This is a genomic window from Streptomyces sp. SS1-1, from assembly GCF_008973465.1.
Taxonomy (GTDB): domain Bacteria; phylum Actinomycetota; class Actinomycetes; order Streptomycetales; family Streptomycetaceae; genus Streptomyces.
Genome location: NZ_WBXN01000004.1, coordinates 3,638,898 through 3,665,186, shown reverse-complemented (window position 1 = coordinate 3,665,186; position 26,289 = coordinate 3,638,898). Strand labels below are relative to the sequence as shown.

Annotated in this window: 22 protein-coding genes; 10 read left to right on the top strand and 12 right to left on the bottom strand. The window is 69.1% G+C overall.

The window, feature by feature from the left end:
- Window positions 1–94: 94 nt before the first annotated feature.
- Together dnaN and dnaA are read right to left on the bottom strand one after the other, a co-directional pair.
- Complete coding sequence (gene dnaN, locus F8R89_RS18055; protein WP_062665940.1) at window positions 95–1,225, bottom strand: DNA polymerase III subunit beta; 1,131 nt, start codon at window positions 1,223–1,225, stop codon at window positions 95–97.
- Window positions 1,226–2,187: 962 nt separating this feature from the next.
- Complete coding sequence (gene dnaA, locus F8R89_RS18045) at window positions 2,188–4,146, bottom strand: chromosomal replication initiator protein DnaA (RefSeq protein ID WP_151784937.1); 1,959 nt, start codon at window positions 4,144–4,146, stop codon at window positions 2,188–2,190.
- A 384-nt stretch (window positions 4,147–4,530) separates the two neighbouring features.
- Here dnaA and rpmH point away from each other — a divergent pair, with 384 nt between their 5' ends.
- From rpmH to F8R89_RS18000, 9 genes are all read left to right on the top strand, one after another.
- A complete protein-coding gene (gene rpmH, locus F8R89_RS18040; RefSeq protein ID WP_003956500.1) occupies window positions 4,531–4,668 on the top strand; it encodes a 50S ribosomal protein L34 in 138 nt (45 codons plus the stop codon).
- Window positions 4,669–4,689: 21 nt separating this feature from the next.
- Window positions 4,690–5,061 (top strand): ribonuclease P protein component, encoded by a 372-nt coding sequence (rnpA, locus tag F8R89_RS18035; RefSeq protein WP_079033564.1) that lies wholly within the window; start codon window positions 4,690–4,692, stop codon window positions 5,059–5,061.
- Window positions 5,058–5,411 carry a membrane protein insertion efficiency factor YidD gene (gene yidD / locus F8R89_RS18030; protein ID WP_055621059.1) on the top strand — a complete coding sequence of 118 codons (354 nt, stop codon included), beginning with the start codon at window positions 5,058–5,060 and terminating at the stop codon, window positions 5,409–5,411. The genes rnpA and yidD overlap by 4 nt, the downstream gene beginning before the upstream one ends.
- Before the next feature lie 3 nt (window positions 5,412–5,414).
- Complete coding sequence (yidC, locus tag F8R89_RS18025) at window positions 5,415–6,680, top strand: membrane protein insertase YidC (protein WP_151784936.1); 1,266 nt, start codon at window positions 5,415–5,417, stop codon at window positions 6,678–6,680.
- 15 nt (window positions 6,681–6,695) lie between these two features.
- Complete coding sequence (locus F8R89_RS18020) at window positions 6,696–7,208, top strand: protein jag (protein ID WP_151784935.1); 513 nt, start codon at window positions 6,696–6,698, stop codon at window positions 7,206–7,208.
- Window positions 7,209–7,328: 120 nt separating this feature from the next.
- Window positions 7,329–8,045, top strand: coding sequence for a 16S rRNA (guanine(527)-N(7))-methyltransferase RsmG (gene rsmG, locus F8R89_RS18015; RefSeq protein WP_151784934.1), 717 nt, complete (start codon window positions 7,329–7,331; stop codon window positions 8,043–8,045).
- 298 nt (window positions 8,046–8,343) lie between these two features.
- On the top strand, window positions 8,344–9,417 hold the full coding sequence (locus F8R89_RS18010; protein WP_151788182.1) for a ParA family protein: 1,074 nt from the start codon (window positions 8,344–8,346) through the stop codon (window positions 9,415–9,417).
- Window positions 9,414–10,511: a ParB/RepB/Spo0J family partition protein gene (locus tag F8R89_RS18005; protein ID WP_151784933.1), complete on the top strand. Its 1,098-nt coding sequence runs from the start codon at window positions 9,414–9,416 to the stop codon at window positions 10,509–10,511. Before F8R89_RS18010 ends, F8R89_RS18005 begins: the two co-directional genes overlap by 4 nt.
- Window positions 10,512–10,854: 343 nt before the next feature.
- A complete protein-coding gene (locus tag F8R89_RS18000; RefSeq protein ID WP_151784932.1) occupies window positions 10,855–11,472 on the top strand; it encodes a GNAT family N-acetyltransferase in 618 nt (205 codons plus the stop codon).
- 94 nt (window positions 11,473–11,566) lie between these two features.
- On the opposite strand, the gene trxA is transcribed toward F8R89_RS18000, so the two are convergent.
- From trxA to F8R89_RS17965, 7 genes are all read right to left on the bottom strand, one after another.
- Window positions 11,567–11,899 carry a thioredoxin gene (gene trxA, locus F8R89_RS17995; RefSeq protein ID WP_062665925.1) on the bottom strand — a complete coding sequence of 111 codons (333 nt, stop codon included), beginning with the start codon at window positions 11,897–11,899 and terminating at the stop codon, window positions 11,567–11,569.
- Between the two features lie 42 nt (window positions 11,900–11,941).
- Window positions 11,942–12,910 (bottom strand): thioredoxin-disulfide reductase, encoded by a 969-nt coding sequence (gene trxB / locus F8R89_RS17990; RefSeq protein ID WP_151784931.1) that lies wholly within the window; start codon window positions 12,908–12,910, stop codon window positions 11,942–11,944.
- 168 nt (window positions 12,911–13,078) lie between these two features.
- Window positions 13,079–13,990: an anti-sigma factor family protein gene (locus tag F8R89_RS17985; RefSeq protein ID WP_151784930.1), complete on the bottom strand. Its 912-nt coding sequence runs from the start codon at window positions 13,988–13,990 to the stop codon at window positions 13,079–13,081.
- On the bottom strand, window positions 13,987–14,718 hold the full coding sequence (gene sigM / locus F8R89_RS17980; RefSeq protein ID WP_151784929.1) for an RNA polymerase sigma factor SigM: 732 nt from the start codon (window positions 14,716–14,718) through the stop codon (window positions 13,987–13,989). The genes F8R89_RS17985 and sigM overlap by 4 nt, the downstream gene beginning before the upstream one ends.
- A gap of 25 nt (window positions 14,719–14,743) precedes the next feature.
- Window positions 14,744–16,468 (bottom strand): protein kinase family protein, encoded by a 1,725-nt coding sequence (locus tag F8R89_RS17975; RefSeq protein ID WP_151784928.1) that lies wholly within the window; start codon window positions 16,466–16,468, stop codon window positions 14,744–14,746.
- Between the two features lie 136 nt (window positions 16,469–16,604).
- Window positions 16,605–18,845, bottom strand: coding sequence for a murein biosynthesis integral membrane protein MurJ (murJ, locus tag F8R89_RS17970; protein ID WP_151784927.1), 2,241 nt, complete (start codon window positions 18,843–18,845; stop codon window positions 16,605–16,607).
- 45 nt (window positions 18,846–18,890) lie between these two features.
- Window positions 18,891–21,299 (bottom strand): DUF6049 family protein, encoded by a 2,409-nt coding sequence (locus tag F8R89_RS17965; protein WP_151784926.1) that lies wholly within the window; start codon window positions 21,297–21,299, stop codon window positions 18,891–18,893.
- A 268-nt stretch (window positions 21,300–21,567) separates the two neighbouring features.
- Between F8R89_RS17965 and F8R89_RS17960 the strand changes: the two genes are divergently transcribed.
- Window positions 21,568–23,010, top strand: coding sequence for a CCA tRNA nucleotidyltransferase (locus tag F8R89_RS17960; protein ID WP_151784925.1), 1,443 nt, complete (start codon window positions 21,568–21,570; stop codon window positions 23,008–23,010).
- 115 nt (window positions 23,011–23,125) lie between these two features.
- Here the strand turns inward: F8R89_RS17960 and F8R89_RS17955 are convergent, their stop codons facing one another.
- The 3 genes from F8R89_RS17955 to F8R89_RS17945 all read right to left on the bottom strand — a co-directional run bounded on the left by F8R89_RS17955 (window position 23,126) and on the right by F8R89_RS17945 (window position 26,250).
- On the bottom strand, window positions 23,126–23,473 hold the full coding sequence (locus F8R89_RS17955) for a hypothetical protein (RefSeq protein ID WP_318841303.1): 348 nt from the start codon (window positions 23,471–23,473) through the stop codon (window positions 23,126–23,128).
- Between the two features lie 250 nt (window positions 23,474–23,723).
- Entirely contained in the window at window positions 23,724–25,001 is a 1,278-nt protein-coding gene (locus F8R89_RS17950) for an MFS transporter (RefSeq protein WP_151784924.1), read from the bottom strand.
- A gap of 166 nt (window positions 25,002–25,167) precedes the next feature.
- Entirely contained in the window at window positions 25,168–26,250 is a 1,083-nt protein-coding gene (locus tag F8R89_RS17945) for an inositol-3-phosphate synthase (RefSeq protein WP_151784923.1), read from the bottom strand.
- Between the last annotated feature and the right edge of the window lie 39 nt (window positions 26,251–26,289).

Below are 26,289 nucleotides of genomic sequence, written 5' to 3'. Positions count from 1 at the left end.
CGCGCTCATACGTACACCCTCACCTGGGGCTTCCCCACAGGCCGGGTGGCTTTCGTCCCCGGCCTGTGGACAACCCGCGGTGACCGTCGGCGGCTCAGCCGCTCAGGCGCACCGGCATGATCAGGTACTTGTAGGCCTCGTCCGCCTCCGCGTCCAGGGCCGGCTTGCCGCTGAGCAGCGCGGGCTTGGTGGACGTGGTGAACGACAGCTGCGCCACCGGGGAGTCGATCGCGCTCAGGCCGTCCAGCAGGAAGGTCGGGTTGAAGGCGATCGAGATGTCGTCGCCCTCCAGCTGTGCGTCGACCCTTTCCACAGCCTGTGCGTCGTCGCTGGAGCCGGCCTCCAGGATGAGCACGCCCTGCTCGAAGCTGAGCCGCACCGGGGTGTTCCGCTCGGCGACCAGGGCCACGCGCTTGACGGCCTCGACGAACGGCGCCGTCTCGATCACGGCGACCGAGTTGAACTCCGTCGGGAACAGCGTGCGGTACTTCGGGAGGTCGCCCTCCAGCAGCCGGGTCGTCGTCCGGCGCCCGGCACCCTCGAAACCGATCAGGCCCTCGCCCGCGCCGGAGCCGGAGAGCGCCAGCGTGACGCTGTCACCGCTCGTGAGCGCCTTGGCGGTGTCCAGGAGGGTCTTGGCGGGCACCAGGGCGACCGCGGACGCCTCCGGGTTCTCCGGCTTCCACAGGAACTCGCGGACCGCGAAGCGGTAGCGGTCGGTGGAGGCCAGCGTGACGGTGTCGCCCTCGATCTCGATGCGCACACCGGTGAGGACGGGCAGCGTGTCGTCGCGGCCGGCCGCGATGGCGACCTGGGCGGCGGCGGAGGCGAAGACCTCACCCGGGACGGTGCCGGTGGCGGTGGGCATCTGCGGAAGCGCCGGGTACTCCTCCACCGGCAGGGTGTGGAGGGTGAAGCGCGAGGAGCCGCAGACCACGGTCGCCCGTACACCGTCTGTGGAAATCTCCACCGGCCGGTTGGGGAGGGCGCGGCAGATGTCGGCGAGGAGACGGCCGGACACCAGGACGGTGCCCTCCTCCTCGACCTCGGCCTCCACACCCACCCGGGCGGAGACCTCGTAGTCGAAGCTGGACAGGCTCAGCTGACCGTCCTCGGCCTTCAGGAGGAGGCCGGCGAGGACCGGCGCCGGCGGACGGGCCGGGAGGCTGCGCGCCGCCCAGGCCACGGCCTCCGCGAGTACGTCGCGTTCCACCCGGATCTTCACTGTTGCCGCCTCCTGCTGTTGCCGGCGCTTCTCGGCCTGCCTGGCTTCGTCGTCTGTCTCGGTGTCGTCGGCCCCAGTGACGGGAAGGACACCGGGAACAGTCTGACGCACCCCACTGACAGTAGGTGCCTCTCGGGGTCAAGTCGTGACGTGGGGCAGCCGGGAGCCGGACAGCGAGTTGTGCACAGGACCCTCTTCGAAACGGATTCCCAGCTCTCTCTAGTTGGGAGTAGTAGTAGGGCCTGTGGATACCGTGGATAACCTCGTTTGCCCAGCTCAGGGCCGAGATTTTGTCCACCGGGGCTGTGGGTGGAGGCCGTGGACAACCGGCCGCTTCTGTGGAGAACGGAAAGTTCTGCACACCCCGTGCACAGGACAGGGCGACTTCTCCCCAGCGCCGTCCCCAGCTTTACCCGCCTTTCCCACAGGGCAACCCGGCACCTTCGTGTGACGCCTTTCACTCGGCCCGGTGAGGAGCCGCGTCGCGTTGCCGAACAGTGGACAGCGGTGTGGAGAAGCTGGGGATCACTGGGGACAACCGGCTCCAGCCTGTGGGTTGCCCGTGGACAACTTCGTGCACAGGCTGTGGATCTCCGCGTCGTCCACAGTCTGTGGAGATCGTTCGTCCACGAATCCACAACCGATTGACCTGGTCTGATGGTCCTTCAACAGGTCGGCCTGTGGACGCAGTCTGGACAACTTCCCGGTCCCCAGGGTGTGGACGCGAGAAAGTCGCCGAATCTGTGGAGGAAGACCGTAACCCGGCAGGTAATCGAACAGGCGATGTCGTGGGGTGCCGGGCGGGGGACGGCGCTGGAGGTGCCACGGACGGTCGCCGAACCGCCTCCGGACCCTCCCTGGACGGTCTCCGGACCCTCTGCGCACGGTCTCCGGCCGTCCCCGGACATGAAAAGGGCGCCTGCGGATCTCTCCGGAGGCGCCCTCAGCGGTGTGGTGGGCCGTCAGCCGTTCTTGATGCGGTTGGTGAGCTCGGTGACCTGGTTGTAGATCGAGCGCCGCTCGGCCATCAGATTGCGGATCTTGCGGTCGGCGTGCATCACCGTGGTGTGGTCGCGGCCGCCGAACAGCGCGCCGATCTTCGGCAGCGACAGGTCCGTCAGCTCACGGCACAGGTACATGGCGATCTGGCGGGCCGTGACGAGCGCCCGCCCGCGCGAGGTGCCGCACAGGTCCTCGACCGTGAGGCCGAAGTAGTCGGCCGTGGCGCCCATGATCGCCGTGGAGGTGATCTCCGGGGCCGAGTCCTCGCCGCCGGGGATCAGGTCCTTCAGGACGATCTCCGTCAGGCCCAGGTCGACCGGCTGCCGGTTGAGCGACGCGAACGCCGTCACCCGGATCAGCGCGCCCTCCAGCTCACGGATGTTCCGGGAGATACGGGAGGCGATGAACTCCAGGACCTCTGGCGGGGCGTTGAGCTGCTCCTGGACCGCCTTCTTGCGCAGGATCGCGATACGCGTCTCGAGCTCGGGCGGCTGCACGTCGGTGATCAGACCCCACTCGAAACGGTTCCGCAGCCGGTCCTCCAGAGTGACCAGCTGCTTGGGCGGCCGGTCGCTGGACAGCACGATCTGCTTGTTCGCGTTGTGGAGCGTGTTGAAGGTGTGGAAGAACTCCTCCTGCGTCGACTCCTTGTCCGCGAGGAACTGGATGTCGTCGACGAGCAGGATGTCCATCTCGCGGTACCGCTTGCGGAAGCTGTCGCCCTTGCCGTCACGGATCGAGTTGATGAACTCGTTGGTGAACTCCTCGGAGCTCACGTACCGCACGCGCGTGCCCGGGTAGAGGCTGCGCGCGTAGTGCCCGATCGCGTGCAGCAGGTGCGTCTTGCCGAGCCCCGACTCCCCATAGATGAACAGGGGGTTGTACGCCTTCGCGGGTGCCTCGGCGACGGCCACCGCGGCCGCGTGCGCGAAGCGGTTGGACGCGCCGATGACGAACGTGTCGAAGAGGTACTTCGGGTTCAGCCGCGCGGTGGGCTCACCCGGGCCGGAGGCCGGCGCGGGCTGCGCGGCGAGCGGACCCGGGGCGCCGGAGGCCGGAAGGTTCGAGCCGACCGGGCCGCCGCGGTGCACATGGCCCGAGCCGGGCGGCGGATCGGGCAGCTCCCGGCGCGGACCCCGGTCGTACTCCGAGCGCGGCTGGTCGTAGTCCGGCCGCTGGTCGTACTCGGGGCGCTGCTGCTCGTACTCGGACCGCGGCTGGTCGTAGTCCGGCCGCTGCTGCTCGTAGTCGGAGCGGCGCTGGTCGTGGTCGGGGCGCTTCCCGTCGTACGACGACCGGTCCACCGGCTGCGGGCGGTAGTCCTGGGACGGGGAGCCGTAGGAGTCCTGCCCGTAGGAGTCCTGGCCGTACGACTCCTGCGGGGTGGCGTACGGGTCCCGCTCGGGGAAGCCGAGGCGCTGCTGCTGCCAGCCGTAGTCGTCCTGGGACGGGCGCGGCCAGCTGCCCGGCGCGGGCTCCGGGCGCTGGTACTCGCCGGGGTAGGCCGGGCGCGCGGTCGGCAGCGGGTCGGACGTGTGTCCCTCGGCGCGGTGCCGGCCGTAGCCCTCGTACGACGGGAGCTCCGGCTCCTCGTAGCGGGGCTGGGGCTGAGGCTGGGGCGACGGAGGGGCCGGGGGCTCGCCCGCAGAGTCGTCGACGGTGATCGCGATGCGGATGGGCCGCCCGCACTCACGGGTCAGGGTCTCGCTGACGACCGGGGCCAGCCGGCCCTCCAGTACGCCCTTCGCGAATTCGTTCGGTACGGCGAGCAGCGCGGTGTCGGCGACCAGCGCGAGGGGCTGGCAGCGCCGGATCCAGTGCTCGTCCTTCGCCTCCACACCCTGCCCGCGGCCCTCACCGAGGAGCTGCTCGAGTACTCGTGGCCACACTGCGGCAAGATCGGCAGGTACGTCAGCCACAGGGCACGCTCTCTCACAGGTCCCACGAACGTGTGATTGTGGGACGGGTCGGGATTCAATCGGGTGGAGTCAGAATCTGGGGGGGACAAGGGAACGAATCGGAGTTCCGTCACGGTAGTCAGCGCGACGGGTACGGTTCAAGTCGTTGTCCCCAGCCTGTGGATAGTGTCCCCCAGTCGCGGCTGGTTTGACCGGATGGCGTAGCCGCGCGTACCGTAACCAGGTCGAGTTGTCGATGGCTGCTGCCGCCTGCCTCCGATGGGCACAGGTCACGTCAGGTGATCGGATAGCGGTGCACTCGGGCGTAACTGCGAGCTACTCGTGGGCGCACGGTGACAGCCAGGACGGCACCCGCCAACACCGATTTATTACTGGAGCCCCCGAGTGAGCAAGCGCACCTTCCAGCCGAACAACCGTCGTCGCGCGAAGACCCACGGCTTCCGGCTGCGTATGCGCACCCGTGCCGGCCGCGCGATCCTCGCGTCCCGCCGTAGCAAGGGTCGCGCCCGTCTGTCCGCCTGATCCCGGTCAGGTCATGCCGTCGTGCTGCCCACCGAGAACCGGCTGAGGCGGCGCGAGGACTTCGCGACCGCGGTACGACGAGGGCGCCGGGCAGGACGCCCACACCTCGTCGTCCATCTTCGTAGCGGTGCCACGGACCCGCATGCGCCTGGGGAGAGCGCTCCCCCGACGCGTGCGGGTTTCGTCGTGAGCAAAGCCGTGGGTGGTGCAGTCGTGCGGAACAAGGTGAAGCGCAGGCTTCGCCATCTCATGCGCGATCGAGTCGACCAGCTGCCCCCCGGTAGCCTGGTAGTCGTACGAGCGCTACCCGGTTCGGGTGACGCCGACCATGCACAGCTGGCCCGAGACCTGGACGCCGCTCTGCAGCGGCTCCTGGGAGGGGGCGCGCGATGAAGTACCCACTGCTGGCTCTGATCAAGCTGTACCAGTGGACGATCAGTCCACTGCTCGGACCGGTGTGCAAGTACTACCCGTCGTGTTCCCACTACGGGTACACGGCCATCGACCGGCACGGTGCGATCAAGGGCACGGCGCTCACCGCCTGGCGCATCCTGCGATGCAACCCGTGGTCACTGGGCGGTGTGGACCATGTCCCGCCGCGCAAGCGTCCGCGGTGGCACGAGCTGCTGCGCAACGCATGGCGCGCACGCAAGGGCGGGCCCTCCGCCGCCGAAACGGCCATTGAAGAGAATGTTCCTTCGAGCCCGGCCGCAGAGACCTCGCCCCATGCCCAAGGAGCATGATTAGTGGACACGATTGCCAGCCTCTTCAGCTTCATCACGACACCCGTCTCATGGGTCATCGTCCAGTTCCACAAGGTGTACGGCGCCATCTTCGGCGAGGACACCGGGTGGGCCTGGGGCCTGTCCATCGTGTCCCTGGTGATCCTGATCCGTATCTGCCTGATCCCGCTCTTCGTGAAGCAGATCAAGGCGACCCGGGCCATGCAGACGCTCCAGCCCGAGATGAAGAAGATCCAGGAGCGCTACAAGAACGACAAGCAGCGTCAGTCCGAAGAGATGATGAAGCTGTACAAGGAGACGGGTACCAACCCGCTCTCCTCGTGCCTTCCCATCCTGGCGCAGTCGCCGTTCTTCTTCGCCCTGTACCACGTGCTCAACGGCATCGCGACGGGCAAGACGATCGGCGTCATCGACGATCAGCTGCTCGAGAGCGCCCGTAAGGCACACATCTTCGGTGCCCCGCTCGCCGCGAAGTTCACGGACAGCGCCGACAAGGTGGCCCAGCTCGGCGCCACGCTGACGGACGTCCGGGTCGTCACCGCGGTCATGATCGTCCTGATGTCGGCGTCGCAGTTCTACACGCAGCGCCAGCTGATGACGAAGAACGTCGACACCACGGTGAAGACGCCGTTCATGCAGCAGCAGAAGATGCTCATGTACATCTTCCCGGTCATGTTCGCCGTCTTCGGCATCAACTTCCCGGTCGGTGTTCTCGTCTACTGGCTGACCACCAACGTGTGGACCATGGGCCAGCAGATGTACGTCATCCGCAACAACCCGACCCCGGGCTCCAAGGCGCAGGCCGCCTACCTGGAGCGCCTCACCCACCGTGTCACGCAGCACGGCAAGGTCCGCGGGCGCGGCGAGAAGGCCATCATCAAGGCCATCGTCGCCAAGGGCCGCGACCGCAACGAGTACGAGCGCAAGTTCATCAACGGTCTCTCCAAGGCGAGCCTCGCGGCGCAGCCCGACGGCACCGTGATCAAGAGCGAGGGCGCCGTCGCCACCGTGACCGAGGACGGCACCCCGGCCGGCGGCGCTCCCCGGCGCCAGCAGCCGAAGCGGCAGAGCAAGTCGCAGCGGCAGTCGGGCACCCAGAAGCACGCCGACGAGCCGACGTCCCTGCAGAAGTCCGACGCGCCCGAGGACGCCAAGCCCGCGGCGGCCAAGAAGCCCGCGCCGAAGTCCGCGGGACAGGGTCGCAGCAAGGCCCAGTCCGGGCAGCGCAAGGGCGGTCCGCAGCGCCCCAAGTCCCCGTCCAAGAAGTAAGAAGGAGCCCATCCCGTGACGGAAGGCACCACCTCCGCCGCCGCCGAGGGTGCAGACACCCTGACCCGCCTGGAGCAGGAGGGCGAGATCGCGGCGGACTACCTCGAGGGTCTGCTGGACATCGCCGATCTCGACGGCGACATCGACATGGACGTCGAGGCCGACCGCGCCGCTGTGTCGATCATCAGCGACGCCGGTGGCCGCGACCTGCAGAAGCTGGTCGGCCGTGACGGCGAGGTGCTGGAGGCGCTGCAGGAGCTGACGCGTCTCGCCGTGCACCGGGAGACCGGGGACCGCAGCCGGCTGATGCTGGACATCGCGGGCTACCGCGCCAAGAAGCGTGCCGAGCTCTCCGAGCTCGGCGCCAAGGCCGCCGCCGACGTCAAGAACACCGGCGAGCCGGTCAAGCTGAAGCCGATGACGCCGTTCGAGCGCAAGGTCGTGCACGACGCGGTCAAGTCGGCCGGGCTGCGCAGCGAGTCCGAGGGCGAGGAGCCGCAGCGGTTCGTCGTCGTTCTGCCCGCCTGATCGGCCTTACGTTCTCCCGGCCCCGTCTGCCCGCAGGCGGGGCCGAACTTTGTCAGCGATAGTTCTCGTGGTTCTGGTGCAGGCGCCCGGTGCGCCGCGCCGTACGGAAGGACGGTCCCCGTGACGGAGGCAGCGGAGCTTCCCCCCGCGCCCGAGCAGGCACGTGACGTGTTCGGCGATCGCTTCGCGGACGCGGTCCGCTACGCCGAACTGCTCGCCGAGGCGGGTGTGCAGCGTGGCCTGATCGGGCCACGGGAGGTGCCTCGTCTCTGGGAGCGGCATCTCCTGAACTGCGCGGTGCTCTCCGAGGTCGTGCCCGAGAACGTGACGGTGTGCGACGTGGGCTCGGGTGCCGGTCTGCCGGGTATCCCCCTGGCCCTGGTCCGGGAGGACCTGAAGATCACCCTTCTGGAGCCGCTGCTGCGGCGCACGACCTTTCTGACGGAGGTCGTGGAACTGCTGGGGCTGGACCATGTGACCGTCGTGCGCGGTCGAGCCGAAGAGGTCATGGGGAAGCTCCAGCCGGTCCATGTCGTCACCGCACGGGCCGTGGCGCCGCTGGACCGCCTGGCGACCTGGGGCATCCCTCTGCTGCGGCCCTACGGCGAGATGCTGGCCCTCAAGGGGGACACCGCCGAGGAGGAGCTGAAGAGCGCGGCCACCGCGTTGAGCAAGCTCGGTGCCGTGGGGACGTCCATCCTCCATGTGGGTGAGGGCGTCGTGGATCCGCTGTCCACGGTCGTCCGGGTTGAGGTCGGCGAGAGCCCGGGCGGCGTGCGGTTCGCGGCCAAGCGTGCGAAGGCTGCCAGGACGGGGCGCACGCGCCGGCGCCGCTGATCCGTCCTGACGACCAGACGTACTCCACACAAGCTGGCAAACCTACCCATGCCGGAGTGTCGCGACAGTTCGGCCTCGGCTGCTGTGCATCGTGTTTCACGTGAAACGTCGCTCACTGTTGCACGGCATCATCAGCCGCGGCCGCGCTGCTGCCGAACCTCGAGATCGGAAGCCTCTCGGTTCTCTCGGAGAGGGTGTTCCTGACAGCAATCCGTCCCCCGCGAGGGGCACGGAGTTGTCCACAGAGGTGGATTTCTCCACAGAACACCAGGCCTCACTGGTTCACGACCCCGAAGACATGGGAGGCTCTGTTCATTGCGAGCCTGAAGTCGAGGAGAGTGAATCCTTGCGGTCCGACGCCAACATCGCGGGACCGATGACCGATCCGGTCCCCGGTCCCCGTACCGAGTCGATGGGGGACGATGTTTCACGTGAAACACCGCCCCCGATGGACGACACTCCCATCGGTCGTGCTGCCCAATTGGCGGTGGAAGCTCTGGGCCGCGCCGGCGAGGGCCTGCCACGGCCCGAGCAGACCCGTGTCATGGTCGTCGCCAACCAGAAGGGCGGCGTAGGCAAGACGACCACCACGGTCAACCTTGCCGCCTCCCTGGCTCTGCACGGTGGCCGTGTGCTGGTCATCGACCTCGACCCGCAGGGCAACGCCTCCACGGCTCTGGGAATCGACCACCACGCCGAGGTTCCCTCGATCTACGACGTTCTGGTGGAGAGCAAGCCGCTGGCCGAAGTCGTCCAGCCGGTCCCCGACGTCGAAGGGCTCTTCTGCGCCCCGGCCACGATCGATCTGGCCGGTGCCGAGATCGAGCTGGTCTCGCTGGTCGCGCGGGAGAGCCGACTGGAGCGGGCCATCCAGGCGTACGAGCAGCCGCTGGACTACATCCTCATCGACTGCCCGCCCTCGCTCGGCCTGCTGACGGTCAACGCCCTGGTGGCGGGACAGGAAGTCCTCATCCCGATCCAGTGCGAGTACTACGCGCTGGAGGGCCTGGGGCAGCTCCTGCGCAACGTCGACCTCGTGCGGGGGCACCTCAATCCCGCCCTGCATGTCTCCACGATCCTGCTCACCATGTACGACGGCCGCACCCGGCTGGCCTCGCAGGTGGCGGACGAGGTCCGCAGCCACTTCGGCGACGAGGTGCTGCGGACGAGCATTCCCCGCTCGGTCCGTATCTCCGAGGCGCCGAGCTATGGGCAGACGGTCCTGACCTACGATCCAGGATCGAGCGGTGCCCTGTCTTATCTTGAGGCGGCACGAGAAATCGCTCTGAGGGGCGTCGGTGTGAACTACGACCCGACGCAGGCCCATATCGGAGCCCAGAGCAACCCGAACATGGTGGAGGGGATCCAGTGAGCGAGCGACGGAGGGGGTTGGGCCGTGGTCTCGGCGCACTGATCCCTGCTGCACCCACGGAGAAGACCGTGCCCCCGCCGGCACTGGGCGGCACTGCCGGTACGTCCACGGCGACGGCTCCGGCGCTGAGTGACCGCGGAGTCGCCGCGGCCAAGGTGGCGACCCTGCCGCCTGTTTCACGTGAAACAGAGGAGCCGTCGGCGAGCAACGCCGCCGAGGTTCCCTCGGCTCCCATGGGCGCCCACTTCGCGGAGATCCCCCTCGACGAGATCACCCCGAACCCGCGCCAGCCGCGTGAGATCTTCGACGAGGACGCTCTGCAGGAGCTCGTCACCTCCATCCAGGAGGTCGGCCTCCTCCAGCCGATCGTCGTGCGTCAGCTCGCGTCGTCCCGCTATGAGCTCATCATGGGCGAGCGGCGTTGGCGGGCCTGCCGTGAGGCCGGCCTCGAAGCGATCCCGGCGATCGTGCGGGCCACCGACGACGAGAAGCTTCTCCTGGACGCCCTCCTGGAGAACCTGCACCGCGCCCAGCTGAACCCGATCGAAGAGGCAGCGGCCTACGACCAGCTGCTGAAGGACTTCAACTGCACGCACGACCAGTTGGCGGACCGTATCGGCCGGTCCCGCCCTCAGGTCTCCAACACCCTGCGACTGCTGAAGCTGTCCCCCAAGGTCCAGAACCGGGTGGCGGCCGGAGTGCTCTCCGCCGGGCACGCCCGGGCGCTGCTCTCGGTGGACGACCCGGAGGAGCAGGAGCGTCTCGCCTACCGCGTGGTGGCCGAGGGGCTCTCCGTCCGCTCCGTCGAGGAGATCGTGACGCTGATGGGCTCGCGCCCGCAGAAGGCGCCGCGCTCCAAGGGGCCGCGAGCCGGATCGGTGCCCTCGCCGGCGCTGTCCGACCTCGCCACTCGGCTATCGGATCGCTTCGAGACGCGGGTGAAGGTCGAGCTGGGGCAGAAGAAGGGCAAGATCACCGTCGAGTTCGCGTCTCCCGAGGACCTGGAGCGCATCCTCAGCACGCTGGCTCCGGGGGAGAAGCTCGCCCTGCAGAAGAGCCTGCTCGGCGACGACGCCGAGGACGGCGAAGGCTAAGAGCAGGGCGACTACGAGTGGGCTCCGATCAGTCTCTGATCGGGTTCTTCGGCCGTGAGTGCGGGTCGTGTCCGGTGTGTACCGGAACACGACCCGCACTTTGCTTTTATGCGGTATCGATGGAATCGCATCGTGGATACGATGCGTTCGGGTATGGCGCATCCACTGGGCAAGACCTCTAAGGGGAGGCGGGGTCCATGCGAACGGTGAGCCGCACCGGATTGGTGAGCGCGGCCCTGGGCCTGGGGGCGGTCGGCGGTTTCGTCGGCAGCCTGCTCAAGGAGCGGAGCGCCTTGACAGCCGCCCGCGATGCCGCGGGCGAAGGAAGCGAGGAACAGGCTGCATGGGGCGTCGGCTCGTACCGCTCACGCTGGACAACCTCCCGGACCTTCCCAAGCGCTGCCGGTCGTGCGTCTTCTGGGAACTCGACCCGGTCAGCGGTGAAGCAGCGGTAAAGGAGGGCACCGCCGCTCTGGAGAAGGAAGCCTGGATCTCCGCAGTCCTGCTGGACTGGGGGTCCTGCGGTCGTGTCGTCTACGTCGACGAGGTACCGGTGGGGTACGTGCTGTACGCGCCTCCGGCGTACGTCCCCCGCTCGACCGCGTTCCCCACGAGCCCGGTGTCTCCGGATGCGGTGCAGCTGATGACCGGGTTCATCCTGCCCGGCTACCAGGGACAAGGGCTGGGCCGGGTCATGGTCCAGACGGTCGCGAAGGATCTGCTGCGGCGGGGCTTCAAGGCGATCGAGGCGTTCGGGGACGCGCGGTGGAAAGAGCCCGCCTGTGTGCTGCCCGCGGATCATCTCCTCGCGGTGGGCTTCAAGACGGTCCGCCCGCATCCCACGACGCCCCGTCTTCGGCTGGAGCTGAGGTCGACCCTGTCCTGGAAGGAGGACGTCGAGATGGCACTCGACCGGCTCCTGGGGGCCGTACAGAAGGAACCGGCGCTGAGGCCTCTCTAGGACGCCTTTAGCCCCCGGTGGGCGCTGTTGAGCTACGCGACACGAAAATGGGCCAGCCCAAGAGGGCTGGCCCATTCGTGTTTCACGTGAAACATCACTCAGCGATGAAGTCCTCGAGGTCGCGGACGATCGCGGCCTTCGGCTTCGCGCCGACGATGGTCTTGGCGACCTCGCCGTTGTGGTAGACGTTCAGCGTCGGGATGGACATGACGCCGTACTTGGCGGCCGTACCCGGGTTCTCGTCGATGTTCAGCTTGACGATCTCGATCTTGTCGCCGTGCTCGGCGGCGATCGCCTCGAGGGACGGAGCGATCTGGCGGCACGGACCGCACCAGGCGGCCCAGAAGTCCACCAGGACAGGCTTGTCGCTCTTGAGGACGTCCTGCTCGAAGGTCTCGTCGGTCACGTTCTTCAGGGTGCCGGCCACTGCGGGCTCCTTAACTAAGTGGTGCGTGGGGCGGGGTGGGGTTCAGACTGCGGTCTTCTCGGGCTCGGCGTTCTCCTCGTCCGCCAGGGCGGCGAGGAAGCGCTCGGCGTCCAGAGCGGCGGAACAACCGGTGCCGGCGGCCGTGATGGCCTGGCGGTAGGTGTGGTCCACCACGTCACCGGCGGCGAAGACACCGGTCACGTTGGTACGCGTCGAGGGGGCGTCGACCTTGAGGTAGCCCTCCTCGTCGAGCTCCAGCTGGCCCTTGAACAGCTCCGTGCGCGGGTCGTGGCCGATCGCGATGAACAGGCCGGTGACCGCCAGGTCGGAGAGCTCGCCGGTCTTGACGTTGCGCAGCTTGAGGCCGGAGAGCTTCTGCTCACCCTGGACCTCGGCCACTTCGCTGTCCCAGACGAACTTGATCTTCGGGTCGGCGAAGGCGCGGTCCTGCATGGCCTTGGAGGCGCGCAGCGTGTCACGGCGGTGCACGATCGTCACCGACTTGGCGAAGCGCGAGAGGAAGGTCGCCTCCTCCATGGCGGTGTCGCCACCACCGATGACGGCGATGTCCTGGTCCTTGAAGAAGAAGCCGTCACAGGTGGCACACCAGGAGACGCCGCGGCCCGACAGGGCGTCCTCGTTCGGCAGACCGAGCTTGCGGTGCTGCGAGCCGGTGGTGACGATGACGGCCTTCGCGCGGTGCACGGTGCCGGCGGTGTCCGTGACGGTCTTGATCTCACCGGTCAGGTCGACGTTGACGATGTCGTCCGGGATCAGCTCGGCACCGAAGCGCTCGGCCTGGGCACGCATGTTGTCCATGAGCTCGGGGCCCATGATGCCGTCCTGGAAGCCGGGGAAGTTCTCCACCTCGGTGGTGTTCATGAGCGCACCACCGGCGGTGACGGCGCCCTCGAACACCAGCGGCTTCAGCGACGCGCGCGCAGTGTAGAGCGCCGCCGTGTAGCCGGCGGGCCCGGAGCCGATGATGATCACGTTTCGGACGTCGCTCACGGCTTGATTCCTCGTCTCTGGAATACGTCGTCGGACCGGTGGGAGCTCCTTCCGAGCTCTCACCCCACCCAACGGATCCTAAGGGGCGCGCATTCCCGCTGTGTCAGGGCACACGGTGATGCCCCCTCTACGGGTTGCCACGCGGGAGGACGGCCAATCGCCCGGCCCTCAGGAACGCGCGTAGGACTCCGTCAGAAGGATCTTGGCCGCGCTCTCCGTCGGGTGCTGCACACAGGTCGCGTCCATCAGATACGCGGTGACCCGAGTGACGTCGGAGGCATCCGGCAGGACGACGAGCAGAGCGTCCTTGCCCTGGAAGACGCCTTCCTCAGCAGCCAGCGCGTTCTCGTCGCGGCCGATCCCCTTGCGGACACAGTCCGGCACGTTGACCTCGCGCAGGATCTTCGGCCTCTGGGGGTCGACGCCGCCTTCCACGCCCATGCTGCGGTTGGGGCCCCGAGAGGACGGTGCGGCCGGTGCGTTCTTGTCGAGGAGGTCGGCGACCTTGCTCTCCAGCTTCGCCGCGGCGAAGGTGTCGGAAGCCGTCTGATTGCCCTCGGCCGTAGGGCTGGACCCTCCTCCGTTCACCGCGAAGACCAGAAGCACCGAGCCGAGACCCAGTCCGACGGCTGTGAAGGCGGCCCCCAGGGCCACCCTGCGGTTCCCCGGCCTCTTCTTGCCCTTGCGGCCGGGGCCGGCGGTCGACGGGCGCGCACGTCCCGCCGGCCGGTCGGCGGCCGGCGATGTTTCACGTGAAACATGAGACGCGGTCGAGGCACGGTTGTCCTCGCTTGCAGCCGGCGAGGAGGAACCACCCGGCGTCGAGGAACGAGCCAGAGACTCCGCCGCCAGCGCTGCATCGATACGTTCGGCGACATCATCGGGCATCCGCGAGGGGATCGGCACCGAGCCGATCAGCCCCCGGATCTCCTCCAGCGAGTCATGGACGTCCGCACACAGCTCGCAGACCTCGAGATGCCGCTCTATGTCGGCGGCCCGGGACGGTGTCAGCAGGCCCTCGGTGAGGTCGGAGATCTCGGTGACGTCCGGGTGCCCGGCCTCGCCCGTCGTGGATGTCACGCTCGCCCACCTCCGCCCTTCACTGCCGCTGGATCACTCGGACCATTGTCGCGTGGCTCCGTGTCCTGACCCGCGGCACGTGGACCCGCTGCCGGTGGGACGGATGTCCCCTGCGTCCGGTTCCGCCTCTCGCCGGAATCCTTGCCCGCACGCTCGGGCCGTAGATGCGTCAGGAGAGGCAGCAGCCGGGCTCTCCCTCTCGCGCAGCGGCTTTTCACGGTGCCGGTGGGGACGTCCAGGACCCGGGCGGCCTCCGCGACGGGGTAGCCCTGCATGTCCACCAGGACGAGGGCCGCCCGCTGGTCGGGAGGCAGCGTGCCGAGCGCTTCCAGGAGCTGGCGGTGCAGATCGTTGCGTTCCGCGGGTGCCGAGGCCGACTCGTGCGGCTCGAGAAGCTGCTCGAGGCGCTCGGTGTCGTCGACGGGTGAGGTCTTCCGGGAGGCCGCCTTACGAGCGCGGTCCAGGCAGGCGTTCACCGTGATCCGGTGCAGCCAGGTGGTGACGGCCGACTGGCCCCGGAAGGTGTGGGCGGCCCGGTAGGCGGAGACGAGGGCGTCCTGGACGGCGTCGGCGGCCTCCTCGCGGTCCCCGAGCGTGCGCAGGGCCACCGCCCAGAGACGGTCGCGGTGGCGCCGCACGATCTCACCGAAGGCGTCGGGGTCGCCGGCCACGTGCAGGGCGAGGAGGTCCTGATCGCTCGCGTCGCCGTGAGCGGTGCGATCTGTCACGCGGACCCCCTCCCCTGGGACGCAGTCAGCCGGCGAACTTCACTTCGGTGATGGCCTGCTTGTATCCAGGCTGACTGTAGTTGGCGGAGTCGGCGCCGGAGTACGGCATCGCGGTCAGCCACACCAGCACGTAGCGGGTCTTCACCGGCTTGTCGACGGTCACCTTGGCGGAGGTGCCGCTCGTCGTCGCACTGCCCAGCTGCTTCATCGAGCTCAGCGGCGTGGACGAGTCGAGCGTCTTGGTGGCGTAGAGCTGGACAGTGGTGTGATCACCGCCGTAGCGGAGGGACAGCGTGGCGGCCGAGACCTCCTGAGTGGCGCCGAGGTCGTAGACGATGCCGACGCCGGGCTTGATCACTATTTTCGGACCGTCCTTGTAGCTGTTGGTCCGCCATCCCGTCGTCGCGTCGTTGTCATACGTCAGGCCGACGTCCTTGGGATGCTGCGCGTCACCCTCGGCCACGTACTCCTGGGAGCCGGTGATCTTGAGCGGCTCGGCCGGCTTGTTCTTGCCGCCGTTCTTCTCGCCGCCGTCGTTCGTCTGATTCTGGTTGGGGTCGTCGGACTGCTTGCCCCGGTCCATGAGGGCGTCGGCGAGCTGCCAGCTGCCCAGGCCCAGGGCGGCGATCAGGAGGGCCGAGACGGCCCACTTCAGGGCCTTGCCGGTGCGGCTCTGCAGCGGGGGCGGCGGGGTGGGCACCGGCTGCGTGACACCCGGACGGGGCGCCGGGCGGCCGTAGGTGCCCTGCTGGTAGGTCGTGCGCTGGTAGTCCGGCGGGGCGGTGAACGCGGGCTCCGGCGGGCGGATGCGAGGCATCTCGCCGATGGCCTTCACCAGCTCCTCAGGAGTGGTGCAGGCGGCCTCGTGGCGGGAGGCGGTCGCGCCGTCGTTGGCGAGCGCGCGCATGGCGAGCTCGGACAGCCCGCGGTGGACGCCGGCCCGCACCTGGTCCGGGGCGATCAGCCCGACGTCCTTGGGGAGCCCGGACAGGCCGTAGGCGTCGCTCTCGTAGGGCCAGCGCTGCGTGAGCGACGCGTACAGCAGGGCGCCGATGGCCTCCGTGTCCGCACGTTGCGGAGTGTCGGAGCTGATGCCGCGCAGGGCGGCGTTCACCGCGAGGCCGCGGATGCGCCACTGCCCGGTGGACGTACGCAGCACGGCGTTCGGGTTGAGGCGCAGATGGGCCAGGCCCTCACGGTGCGCGGCGGCCATGGCGGCGGACACCTGCGTGACCATCTGGTAGGCGTCGTACACCTCCAGCGGGCCGGCGGCGAGGAGGGCCGTCAGCTCGGTGGCGTCGGGGAGCCATTCGTGGACGACGTAGACGACGTCGTCCTCCTCGACGGCGTCGAGGACCTGGACGAAGCGTGGATCGCCGAGCAGCGCGGAGGAGCGGGCCGCGGCCAGTACGGCACGGGCCCGTGTGTGATCCGCGGGCAGGATGTGGACGCCGACGGCGCGGCGCAGTTTCTCGTCGACGGCACGCCAGCTGCTGAAACCGTCCAGACGGGTGACGCACTCCTCCAGGCGGTAGCGACTGGCGAGCTTGTGACCGCTGTGCAGTTCGGGCGCCGAGGCCTTTTCGGGACCCTCCGTCCCGCCACTCCCCTGTGCCTCGTCGATGTCCTTGCCCCGCTCCCGATTCGTGGCCACCCCGTCGGCCGTGGACGACTCGTCCGCCTGAGCGGTCAGCGGCTCGTCACCGCTGTTGTCTGCCACGTCGACGGCAGCCGTGCTCCGTTCCGCCACCGTCGTTCCTGCCTCCCCATTCAATGCGCGCCGCCACACCTCGTGCGCGCCGTCCGACGCCGAACCAATTGTGCCCACAGTCCGCCGCTATGCACGACACACGATGACGGACGATGGTTGTGCGCCTACCCCCACCTCAGCGACCCAGGCGCCCGCGGACCATGCCGACGAGCGAGTTCAGTTCCTCGATGCGCATCCGTCGCGCGGCCACGAAGAAGACGCCCAGCAGCACGGCCCCACCGGCCAGGAGGGCGGCGAGCGAGCCGGCGGCGCCCTGGCCGAGGACCTGGCTGATGCCGTAGCAGGCCGCCCCAGCGACGAGCGCGGCCGGGACCGACGCGATGCAGAGCCGCGCGTAGGTCCGCGTCACGCGGGCGCCGTCCAGATCGCCGCCCAGCTTGGCGCGCAGCCGTCGCCAGGCCACCCCGACGCCGATCGCGTACGCCAGGCCGTAGGAGGCCGCCATGCCCACCACGGCCCAGCGGGCGGGCAGGACGAGGTAGCAGAGCCCGGAGGCCGCCGCGTTGCCGGCCGCCACGATGACCGTGTTGTAGAAGGGGGTGCGGGTGTCCTCGTACGCGTAGAAGGCACGCAGGACGACGTACTGCACCGAGTAGGGGATCAGGCCGAGGCCGAAGGCCATCAGCATGTAGCCCATGTTGGTGGCCTGGCTGGTGCCGGACGAGCCGAACATCAGGGTGCACATCGGGATGCCGAGCGCCACGAATCCGAAGGCGAGCGGCACGATCGCCACCGCGGTGGTGCGCAGGCCCTGCGAGATGTCGTCGCGGACCGCGCCGGCGTCGTTCTCGGCGGCAGAGCGGGAGATCCGGGGCAGCAGGGCGGCCATCAGGGAGACGGTGATGATGGCCTGTGGCAGACCCCAGATCAGCTGGGCGTTGGCGTAGGCGGCGAAGCCGGTGCCCTCGTCGCCCGACGCGAATCCGGCGGCGGTGGACAGCTGGGTGACGACGAGGGCGCCGGCCTGGTTGGCCAGGACGAACAGGATCGTCCACTTGGCGAGCATGGCGGCCTTGCCGAGGCCGTGCCCTCGCCAGTCGAAGCGCAGCCTCATCCGGAAGCCCGTCTCCCGCAGGTACGGGATCATGGCGAGGGACTGGACCACCAGGCCGAGCAGGATGCCGATGCCGAGGAGCCGCTGCCCCTCCGGCGGGATGCTCGTGACCGACATCCCGGAACGCTCGGAGGTGCCGTACACCCAGATGAACATGCCCAGCGTCACGATGATGACGACGTTGTTCAGGACCGGGGTCCACATCATGGCGCCGAAGCGGCCGCGGGCGTTGAGGATCTGGCCCATCACGACATGGACGCCCATGAAGAAGATCGAGGGCAGGAAGTAGCGCGTGAAGGTGACCGCCACCTCGTTGGCGGCGGGGTCGCTGGCGACCTTGGTCGACAGGGCGCTGACCAGGAGCGGTGCCGCGAACATCGCGAGTGCCGTGAGCGCGGCGAGCGCGACCATGACGAGGGTCAGCAGACGGTTGGCGTAGGCCTCGCCGCCGTCCTCGTCGTCCTTCATGGCGCGCACGAGCTGCGGCACGAAGACGGAGTTGAGGCCACCGCCGACGGTCAGGATGTAGATCATCGTCGGCAGCTGGTAGGCGACCTGGAAGGAGTCGCCGAGCAGACCGAGACCGAGAGCCGAGACGATCAGCATCGACCGGACGAACCCGGTGAGGCGGGACACCATCGTGCCGGCCGCCATGACGGCGCTGGACTTCAGCAGACCGCCGACCTTGCCGCCCTTCTTCGCGACGGGCGCGGGGGCCGGAGCGGGCGCCGGCTCCTCGCTCTCGGGCGCGGCGACCGGTGCGGCCGCCTGCTGCGGGCCGGGGGCGGGCGCGGGGGACGGACCGGGGACCGACGTCGGCTGGTACTGCTGCTGGCCGCCGCCCTGCTGCTGGTCCCGGAAGAGATGCGCGAAGGCGTCGTGCTCCGGGCGCTCCTCCGACGAGTGCGAGACGAGGTCGTCGACGCCGACGTACTGGGTCGTCCGGGGGTCGTCCCCGTACGGCAGGTACTGGGTCGGGCCCTCCGGCTCGGGCGCCGGCGTCTGCGCCCACACGTTCGGGTCGGGGGCGTACGGCGACTGCGGCGGCTGGGAGTACAGCGGCTGCTGGGGCCGGTAGGCGCCCGGCGGGGGCGGCGGGTGCGCGGCACGGTCGTACAGCGCCTCGGCGACCGGGTCCTGGGCGGTGATGTCCTGCCCCTGGTACGGGTCCTGGTCGTAGGCGTCCTGGAGGTACATGTCCGCGGGGTGCTGCGGCGGTACCTGGCCCTCGGGCGGCGGGCCCTCGGGGTGCCCCGAGCTGCCCGCGGCCTGGCCGCGGTCACCGTCGTACGGCGCGTTCATGGCTACCCCACCTCATCGTCCCGGGCCCACCGGCCACGACTTCGCTCAACGGTCCACTCTCTCACCCGTGCCGGACGGGTCGGCGCTTTCCGCTGCGGTGTCCGGGATCGGGTCACTCGGCTGCTCGGAGGCGCCTGCCCGGGCTTCGGCGCCCGACTCCTCCTCGGCCGGTCCCTCGTCCGTCAGACGTTCCGCAGGGCCTTCCGGGTTCTCCGGATCGTCCTCGGATTCGTTCGTCTGCTCGGGACCGTCCTCCTCGGCAGCCCGCGCCGCCGCGCGCTTGCGCTGCGTGTACATACGGAATCCGGCGAGGACGAGCAGCAGGAAGCCGCCGCCGATGACCAGCATCACGGTGGCCGTGAACTCGGTGACCTTCACGTCGAACTTGACGGGGTCGCCGTACGCCCGGCCGTCCTCGGTGTACAGCTGGGCGATCACGGTCGCCTTGCCGTTGGCCTGCGCGGACGCCGTGAACTTCACCGTCTGGCTGTGGCCGCCGGACACGGCGACCCGCTGCTCCTCGTAGGCCTCGCCGCCGATCTCGAGGCGCCTCGGAGCGGTCGACCTGAGCCGCAGCACCAGGTGGTCGACCCCCTGCACCAGGTTGTTCTTCACCGTCACCGGGATCGTGGCGCTGCGGCCGGACAGCTTGGTCTCGGACTTGTCGATCAGCGTGACCTGGCCGGCGAGGGAGTCGACGTACGCCTCCACCCCGTTGCGGAAGTCCGCCGCCGCGCCCGCACGGCCACGCCACGACGTCGACATCGTCCGGTTCATGGCCCGCCCGAAGGGGGTCACGACCCGTGACTGGTTGGTCAGGACGACCTTGAACCGGTCGAGCTTGTCCTGGGTGGTGGCGATCTGCGAGAAGGCACCCCGGGGCAGTTCCTGCTTGCGCAGGGCGGAGGGGTACTTGGAGGCCGCCGGGACGCGAGTGGTGGCGGCCGGGTCCGGCTTGGCCGAGGCGGCCGCCGTGAGGTCCTGCGCCTGCGACCAGGAGCCGTCCTGCAGCGCCCGCACGGCCTGGGCCATGGTCTGGGCCTGGCTCGCGGTCGGCATGCGCTGCGGGGCGACGACGATATTGCGCTGCTTGCTCGTCTGGAGGTTCAGGGTCAGGCTCTGTGCGAGGAACCGCTGCACGGCGAGCGTCGAGGTCGACGCCCGCGTCTGATTGCCCTGGAACAGCGTCGACAGACGGGCGTCGGCGACGACGGCGCTGGTGCCGCCGCCGATCGGGCGTGCGGCGGAGGGGGTGTACGGGAGGCTGTTGTCCTCCGCCAGGCTGTCGCTGCGGGCGATCACCTTGTCCGCGCCGGCGGAGGTGCCGACCTTGACGATCGACGGGTCCACGGCGCCCTCGACGGGCCAGGCGAAGTCGGTGGCCGGCTCCACGTGGAGGATCGACTCGACGGTGTCCCCGGCGACGTCGGTCGCCTCCTTGAAGTGGTTCAGGGACCCCGTGACGTTCGTGCCGTTGTGCGCGAGGGAGGCCAGGTCGGGGTCGCCGAAGGGCAGCGCCACGACCTCCTTGCCCTCGACCGCGTCCTGCAGGTCGGAGAGCCACTGCTTGGCGACGCCTTGGTGGGTGCCCGGCGTCTTCGTGTCGCCCTCGCCCTGGATGCTGTAGCGCTCAGTCATAGCGTCCACGGAGGCGAGCAGGTCCGGGTCGATCACCCACGTGACGTCCAGCTCCTTGCCGAGCGCCACCATCTGCTGGAGGCGGCCGCCGGGGGCGATCTCCTTGGCGAGGTCGTCGTCGTGGAACACGGGCGTCTGCGACTCGTCCGAGCCGGTCTCGGCCGTCATGTGCGTGGTCGAGATCAGCGGCCACAGGACGGTCGTCCGTGTCTTGGTCTCGGCCCCGTCGGGCTGCCACGGCAGGAACGTGCGCTGGATGCCGAGCACCTGCGGCCAGGGCTGGGCCGCCGTCTCCCCGGACAGGGAGACGGAGAACTGGTACACGCCGTCCTGGTCGAGGTTCAGCTTGTCGACCGGCACCGCGATGCTGAAGCGCTGGGAGATGCCGGGGGCCAGCTTGGTGAACTCCTTGACGTACTTCCCGCCCACCGGGTCGCCGTCGAGGCCGGGCTGGAAGGTGGTGCGGCGGGAGATCGTGTCGATGGCGGAGCGGGTGTTCACCGGCCGGCCCAGGAGCAGATCCACCTTGGCGTCGGTGACCGTACGCTTCCCCTTGTTGGTCACCGTGCCCGAGACCGTGACGGTGTCACCCTCTCCGGGGACGCCCGGGGTGAGGGAATCCACAGCCACATCGACCGAGCCGGGGCCCGATACGGCGCTCTGGGAGTCCTGTACGGCCGCCTGCGCGGCAGGGGAGGCGGGCAGCTGGAGCACACCGGCCAGCAGGGGCGCGCCGGCGAGCAGTGCCCCGGTGCGCCGCAGCCACCGGCGGGCAGGTGAGGGACTGGTCCCCTGGAAGTCTGCCGCCTCGGCCACGCGCTCGTCCGTCCCTAGTCGTCGTCAGTGGTCGTCGGAATGTGCGTCCAGGCATGGTAACGATGCGCGCTGAGGGGAAGTGCCACGGTCTCCCCAGCAAGATCGCTTCAGGCGACCGTCCTGCCCTTTATGTTCCCTTATAAAGGGGAGGGCTTCCGTACGAGGCGAGAACAGATCGTCCGCCCGTATCCGTGGGGGTGTCCGCGCTCGCGGGGGGCGCGCCCCGCAGGGAGCGGGCGGTCGCCCCGGCCACGTACCCTCTTCTGTTGTGCCGAACGCCAACGAAGACAAGCCCAGCGCCCTGAGCGAGGCGCAGCACCGCGCGGTCAGTGAACTGCTGCGGGTCGCGCCCGTCGCCGATGATCTCGCCCGCCGATTCCAGGAGGCCGGGTTCTCCCTCGCCCTGGTCGGTGGATCGGTACGGGACGCGCTGCTCGGCCGGCTCGGCAATGACCTCGACTTCACGACCGACGCCCGCCCCGAGGACGTGCTGAAGATCGTGCGCCCGTGGGCGGACGCGGTGTGGGAGGTCGGGATCGCGTTCGGCACGGTCGGGGCGCAGAAGGACGGCTACCAGATCGAGGTGACGACATACCGCTCGGAGGCGTACGACCGGACCTCGCGCAAGCCCGAGGTGTCGTACGGGGACTCCATCGAGCAGGATCTGGTCCGCCGCGACTTCACCGTGAACGCGATGGCCGTCGCTCTCCCCGAGAAGGAGTTCATCGACCCGCACGGGGGGCTCGAGGACCTCGCCGAGCGGGTGCTGCGGACGCCCGGTACGCCTGAGGAGTCGTTCTCGGACGATCCGCTGCGCATGATGCGCGCGGCGCGCTTCGCGGCCCAGCTGGACTTCGAGGTGGCGCCCGAGGTCGTGACCGCCATGACGGACATGGCCGGGCGCATCGAGATCGTCTCCGCGGAGCGGGTACGGGACGAACTGAACAAGCTGATCCTCTCCGACCACCCCCGCAAGGGCCTGACACTGCTGGTCGACACCGGGCTCGCCGCCCACGTCCTGCCCGAGCTCCCCGCCCTGCGGCTGGAGAGCGACGAGCACCACCGGCACAAGGACGTCTACGAGCACACGCTGATCGTGCTGGAGCAGGCGATGGACCTCGAGGAGGACGGCCCCGACCTGACCCTGCGGCTGGCGGCCCTGCTGCACGACATCGGCAAGCCGCGGACGCGCCGCTTCGAGAAGGACGGCCGTGTCTCGTTCCACCACCACGAGGTGGTCGGCGCGAAGATGACGAAGAAGCGCATGACGGCGCTGAAGTACTCCAACGAGCTCGTGAAGGACGTCTCGCGCCTCGTCGAGCTGCACCTGCGCTTTCACGGCTACGGCACCGGCGAGTGGACGGACTCGGCGGTGCGCCGCTACGTCCGGGACGCCGGCCCGCTCCTCGATCGCCTGCACAAGCTGACCCGCTCGGACTGCACGACGCGGAACAAGCGCAAGGCGGCCGCGCTCTCCCGCGCCTACGACGGCCTGGAGGAGCGCATCGCCCAGCTCCAGGAGCAGGAGGAGCTCGACGCCATCCGCCCGGACCTCGACGGCAACCAGATCATGGAGATCCTGGGCGTCGGACCGGGCCCCGTCATCGGCAAGGCGTACCAGCACCTGCTGGAGCTCCGACTGGAGAACGGGCCGATGGAGCATGACGCGGCGGTGGCGGCACTCAAGGAGTGGTGGGCCGCGCAGGACTGAGGTCTGAGGAGAGGCTGTGTTTCACGTGAAACACAGCCTCGGACACACAGAGCCGCGAACACACCGAGGGGCGATGTTTCACGTGAAACATCGCCCCTCGGTGTGGAAGCTCAGATCAGGCGTCCTTCAGGCACAGCAGGAAGTTGTCGCCGTCACCGGTCTGCACGTAGTAACCCGTCGCTCCGTCGACCTTGCGGCACTCCGACTCGGCGGTGAACGAGGTGTAGGTGCCGTCGATCTTCTTCAGGACCTTGGCCTCGGCCTCCGAGGACGTGCAGTCGACGACCTCCATCTCGTCACTGGAGGAGGAGGCGGACTTCAAGCAGTCGCCCACCGCAGCCTTGTCCGCGTCGTCCAGGCTCGTTATGTAGCCGACGACGATGGCCGTGAGGACGCCGACGACCACCAGGATGTTCTTGACCGTCTTGAAGCTGATCTTGCGACGGGGCGGCTCGGGCGGCATGGGAGCGTAAGGAGCGGCGCCCTGCGGGGGGACACCCGGCGCGCCCGGCTGCTGAGGGTAGGGAGCCTGGCCCTGCGGAGCCTGGGCGTACGGGTTCTGGCCCTGGGCGAATGGATTGCCCTGGGGCGGCGGAGTCGACACTTGGGGGTCCCCCTAGAACATGGGTGCTGATCGCGAGCAATGCGCGATGTAAGACGCACGTAAGCTACCGGTCCCCTCTGACAATTCCCCACCCGGGAGTGGCTCTGTGTCATTGCCGTGACACGGACCGCCGCTCAAACTGGGCCATAGCAACCGCAACCGCCGAGTAGATAACGGCGACCGTGACAATGAGCGGCGCCGAGCGGCCGTCCGGAGGCAGGATCAGGGCCGCCACGGCCGCGGCTCCGACGAACGCCACGTTGAACAGGACGTCGTAGACGGAGAAGGTCCGGCCCCGGAAGCCGTCGTCGACCGAGGACTGCACCACGGTGTCGGTGGAGATCTTCGCGCCCTGCGTCGTCACGCCCAGCACGAAGGCCGCCACCAGCATGGGCACCATGGCGAAGGGCAGCCCGAGGGCGGGCACCAGGATCGCGGCGACGGCCGCGCACACGGCGATCCAGCGCCCCGGTCCGAGCCGTCCCGCCGCAGCCGGCGTCACCACGGCCGCCGTGAAGAAGCCGGCGCCGGACAGGCCCAACGCCACGCCCAGCAGCGCGAGTCCGTCCTCCTTGTCCGAGGTGAAGGCGTACCGGCAGAGCATCAGCAGCATGACCAGCAGGGCGCCGTAGCAGAAGCGCATCAGGGTCATCGCCAGCAGCGCCCAGGCGGCCTCCCGGCGCGGTGGAGAGGCGAGATGGCGTACGGCCGCCCCCAGGTCGCGAGCGGTGCCGGACAGGGCCGCCGCGAGGCGCGGCCGCACCAACTCGGGATCGGGTCCGAGCAGTTGCGGCGCCATTCGCAGGGAGGCCAGACCCGCGCACAGATACAGGGCGGCCCCGAAGAGCACCACGGCGGCGTCCGAGTCCCACACCACGAGCCGGACGACGAAGGCGAGACCGGCACCCATGGTCGCCGCGAGCGTCCCGGCGGTCGGGGACAGGGAGTTGGCGACGACGAGCCGCTCGCCGTCCACCACCCTGGGCAGCGCGGCGGACAGCCCGGACAGCACGAACCGGTTGACCGCGGTGACACACAGGGCGGAGACATAGAAGAGCCAGTCGGGCACGTCGGCGACGATGAGCACCGCCGTGGCCGACGCCAGCACGGTGCGCAGCACGCTGCCGTACAGGAGCACCTGGCGGCGGCGCCAACGGTCCAGCAGGACACCGGAGAAGGGGCCGACGAGGGAGTACGGCAGCAGCAGCACCGCCATCGCGGCGGCGATCGCGCCGGCGGAGCTCTGCTTCTCCGGGGAGAAGACGACGTACGTGGCGAGGGCGGTCTGGTAGACGCCGTCGGCGCCCTGCGAGAACAGGCGTACGGCGAGCAGACGCCGGAAGTCCCGGAAACGCCAGAGGACCCGCAGGTCACGTACGACGGACATGGGGCACAGCCTCACATACGGCGAGGGCCCCCGGGACGACCCAGGGACCCTCGGCAGCTCTGGCAGGAGCGTTCTGGCGCGGCACCGCGCGCTCGGGGCGCGGTGCCGCGATGTCCGACCGGGGCGCGGACCGCGGTCCGGACCGGTGGACGGGGTGCCGTCGTGCTTAGCGCTCGACCTCGCCCTTGATGAACTTCTCGACGTTCTCCCGGGCCTGGTCGTCGAAGTACTGGACCGGCGGGGACTTCATGAAGTAGCTCGACGCCGACAGGATCGGGCCGCCGATACCGCGGTCCTTCGCGATCTTCGCGGCGCGCAGGGCGTCGATGATGACACCGGCCGAGTTCGGGGAGTCCCAGACCTCGAGCTTGTACTCCAGGTTCAGCGGGACGTCACCGAAGGCACGGCCCTCGAGGCGGACGTAGGCCCACTTGCGGTCGTCGAGCCAGGCCACGTAGTCGGACGGGCCGATGTGGACGTTCTTCTCGCCGAGGTCCCGGTCGGGGATCTGCGAGGTGACGGCCTGGGTCTTCGAGATCTTCTTCGACTCGAGGCGGTCGCGCTCGAGCATGTTCTTGAAGTCCATGTTGCCGCCGACGTTCAGCTGCATCGTGCGGTCCAGGATGACACCGCGGTCCTCGAACAGCTTCGCCATGACGCGGTGCGTGATGGTGGCGCCGACCTGGGACTTGATGTCGTCGCCGACGATCGGGACGCCCGCCTCGGTGAACTTGTCCGCCCACTCCTTGGTGCCGGCGATGAAGACCGGGAGGGCGTTGACGAAGGCGACCTTGGCGTCGATGGCGCACTGGGCGTAGAACTTCGCCGCGTCCTCGGAGCCCACGGGCAGGTAGCAGACCAGGACGTCGACCTGCTTGTCCTTGAGGACCTGGACGATGTCGACCGGGGCCTCGGCGGACTCCTCGATGGTCTCGCGGTAGTACTTGCCGAGACCGTCGAGGGTGTGGCCGCGCTGGACGGTCACGCCGGAACGCGGCACGTCGCAGATCTTGATCGTGTTGTTCTCGCTGGCGCCGATGGCGTCGGCGAGGTCGAGGCCGACCTTCTTCGCGTCGACGTCGAACGCGGCGACGAACTCGATGTCGCTGACGTGGTAGTCGCCGAACTGCACGTGCATGAGGCCGGGGACCTTGGACGCCGGGTCGGCGTCCTTGTAGTACTCGACTCCCTGAACCAGCGACGCGGCGCAGTTGCCCACGCCGACGACGGCTACGCGAACCGAACCCATTCCGGTTGCTCCCTGTGTGTACGAGTGAGGTCCTGAGTG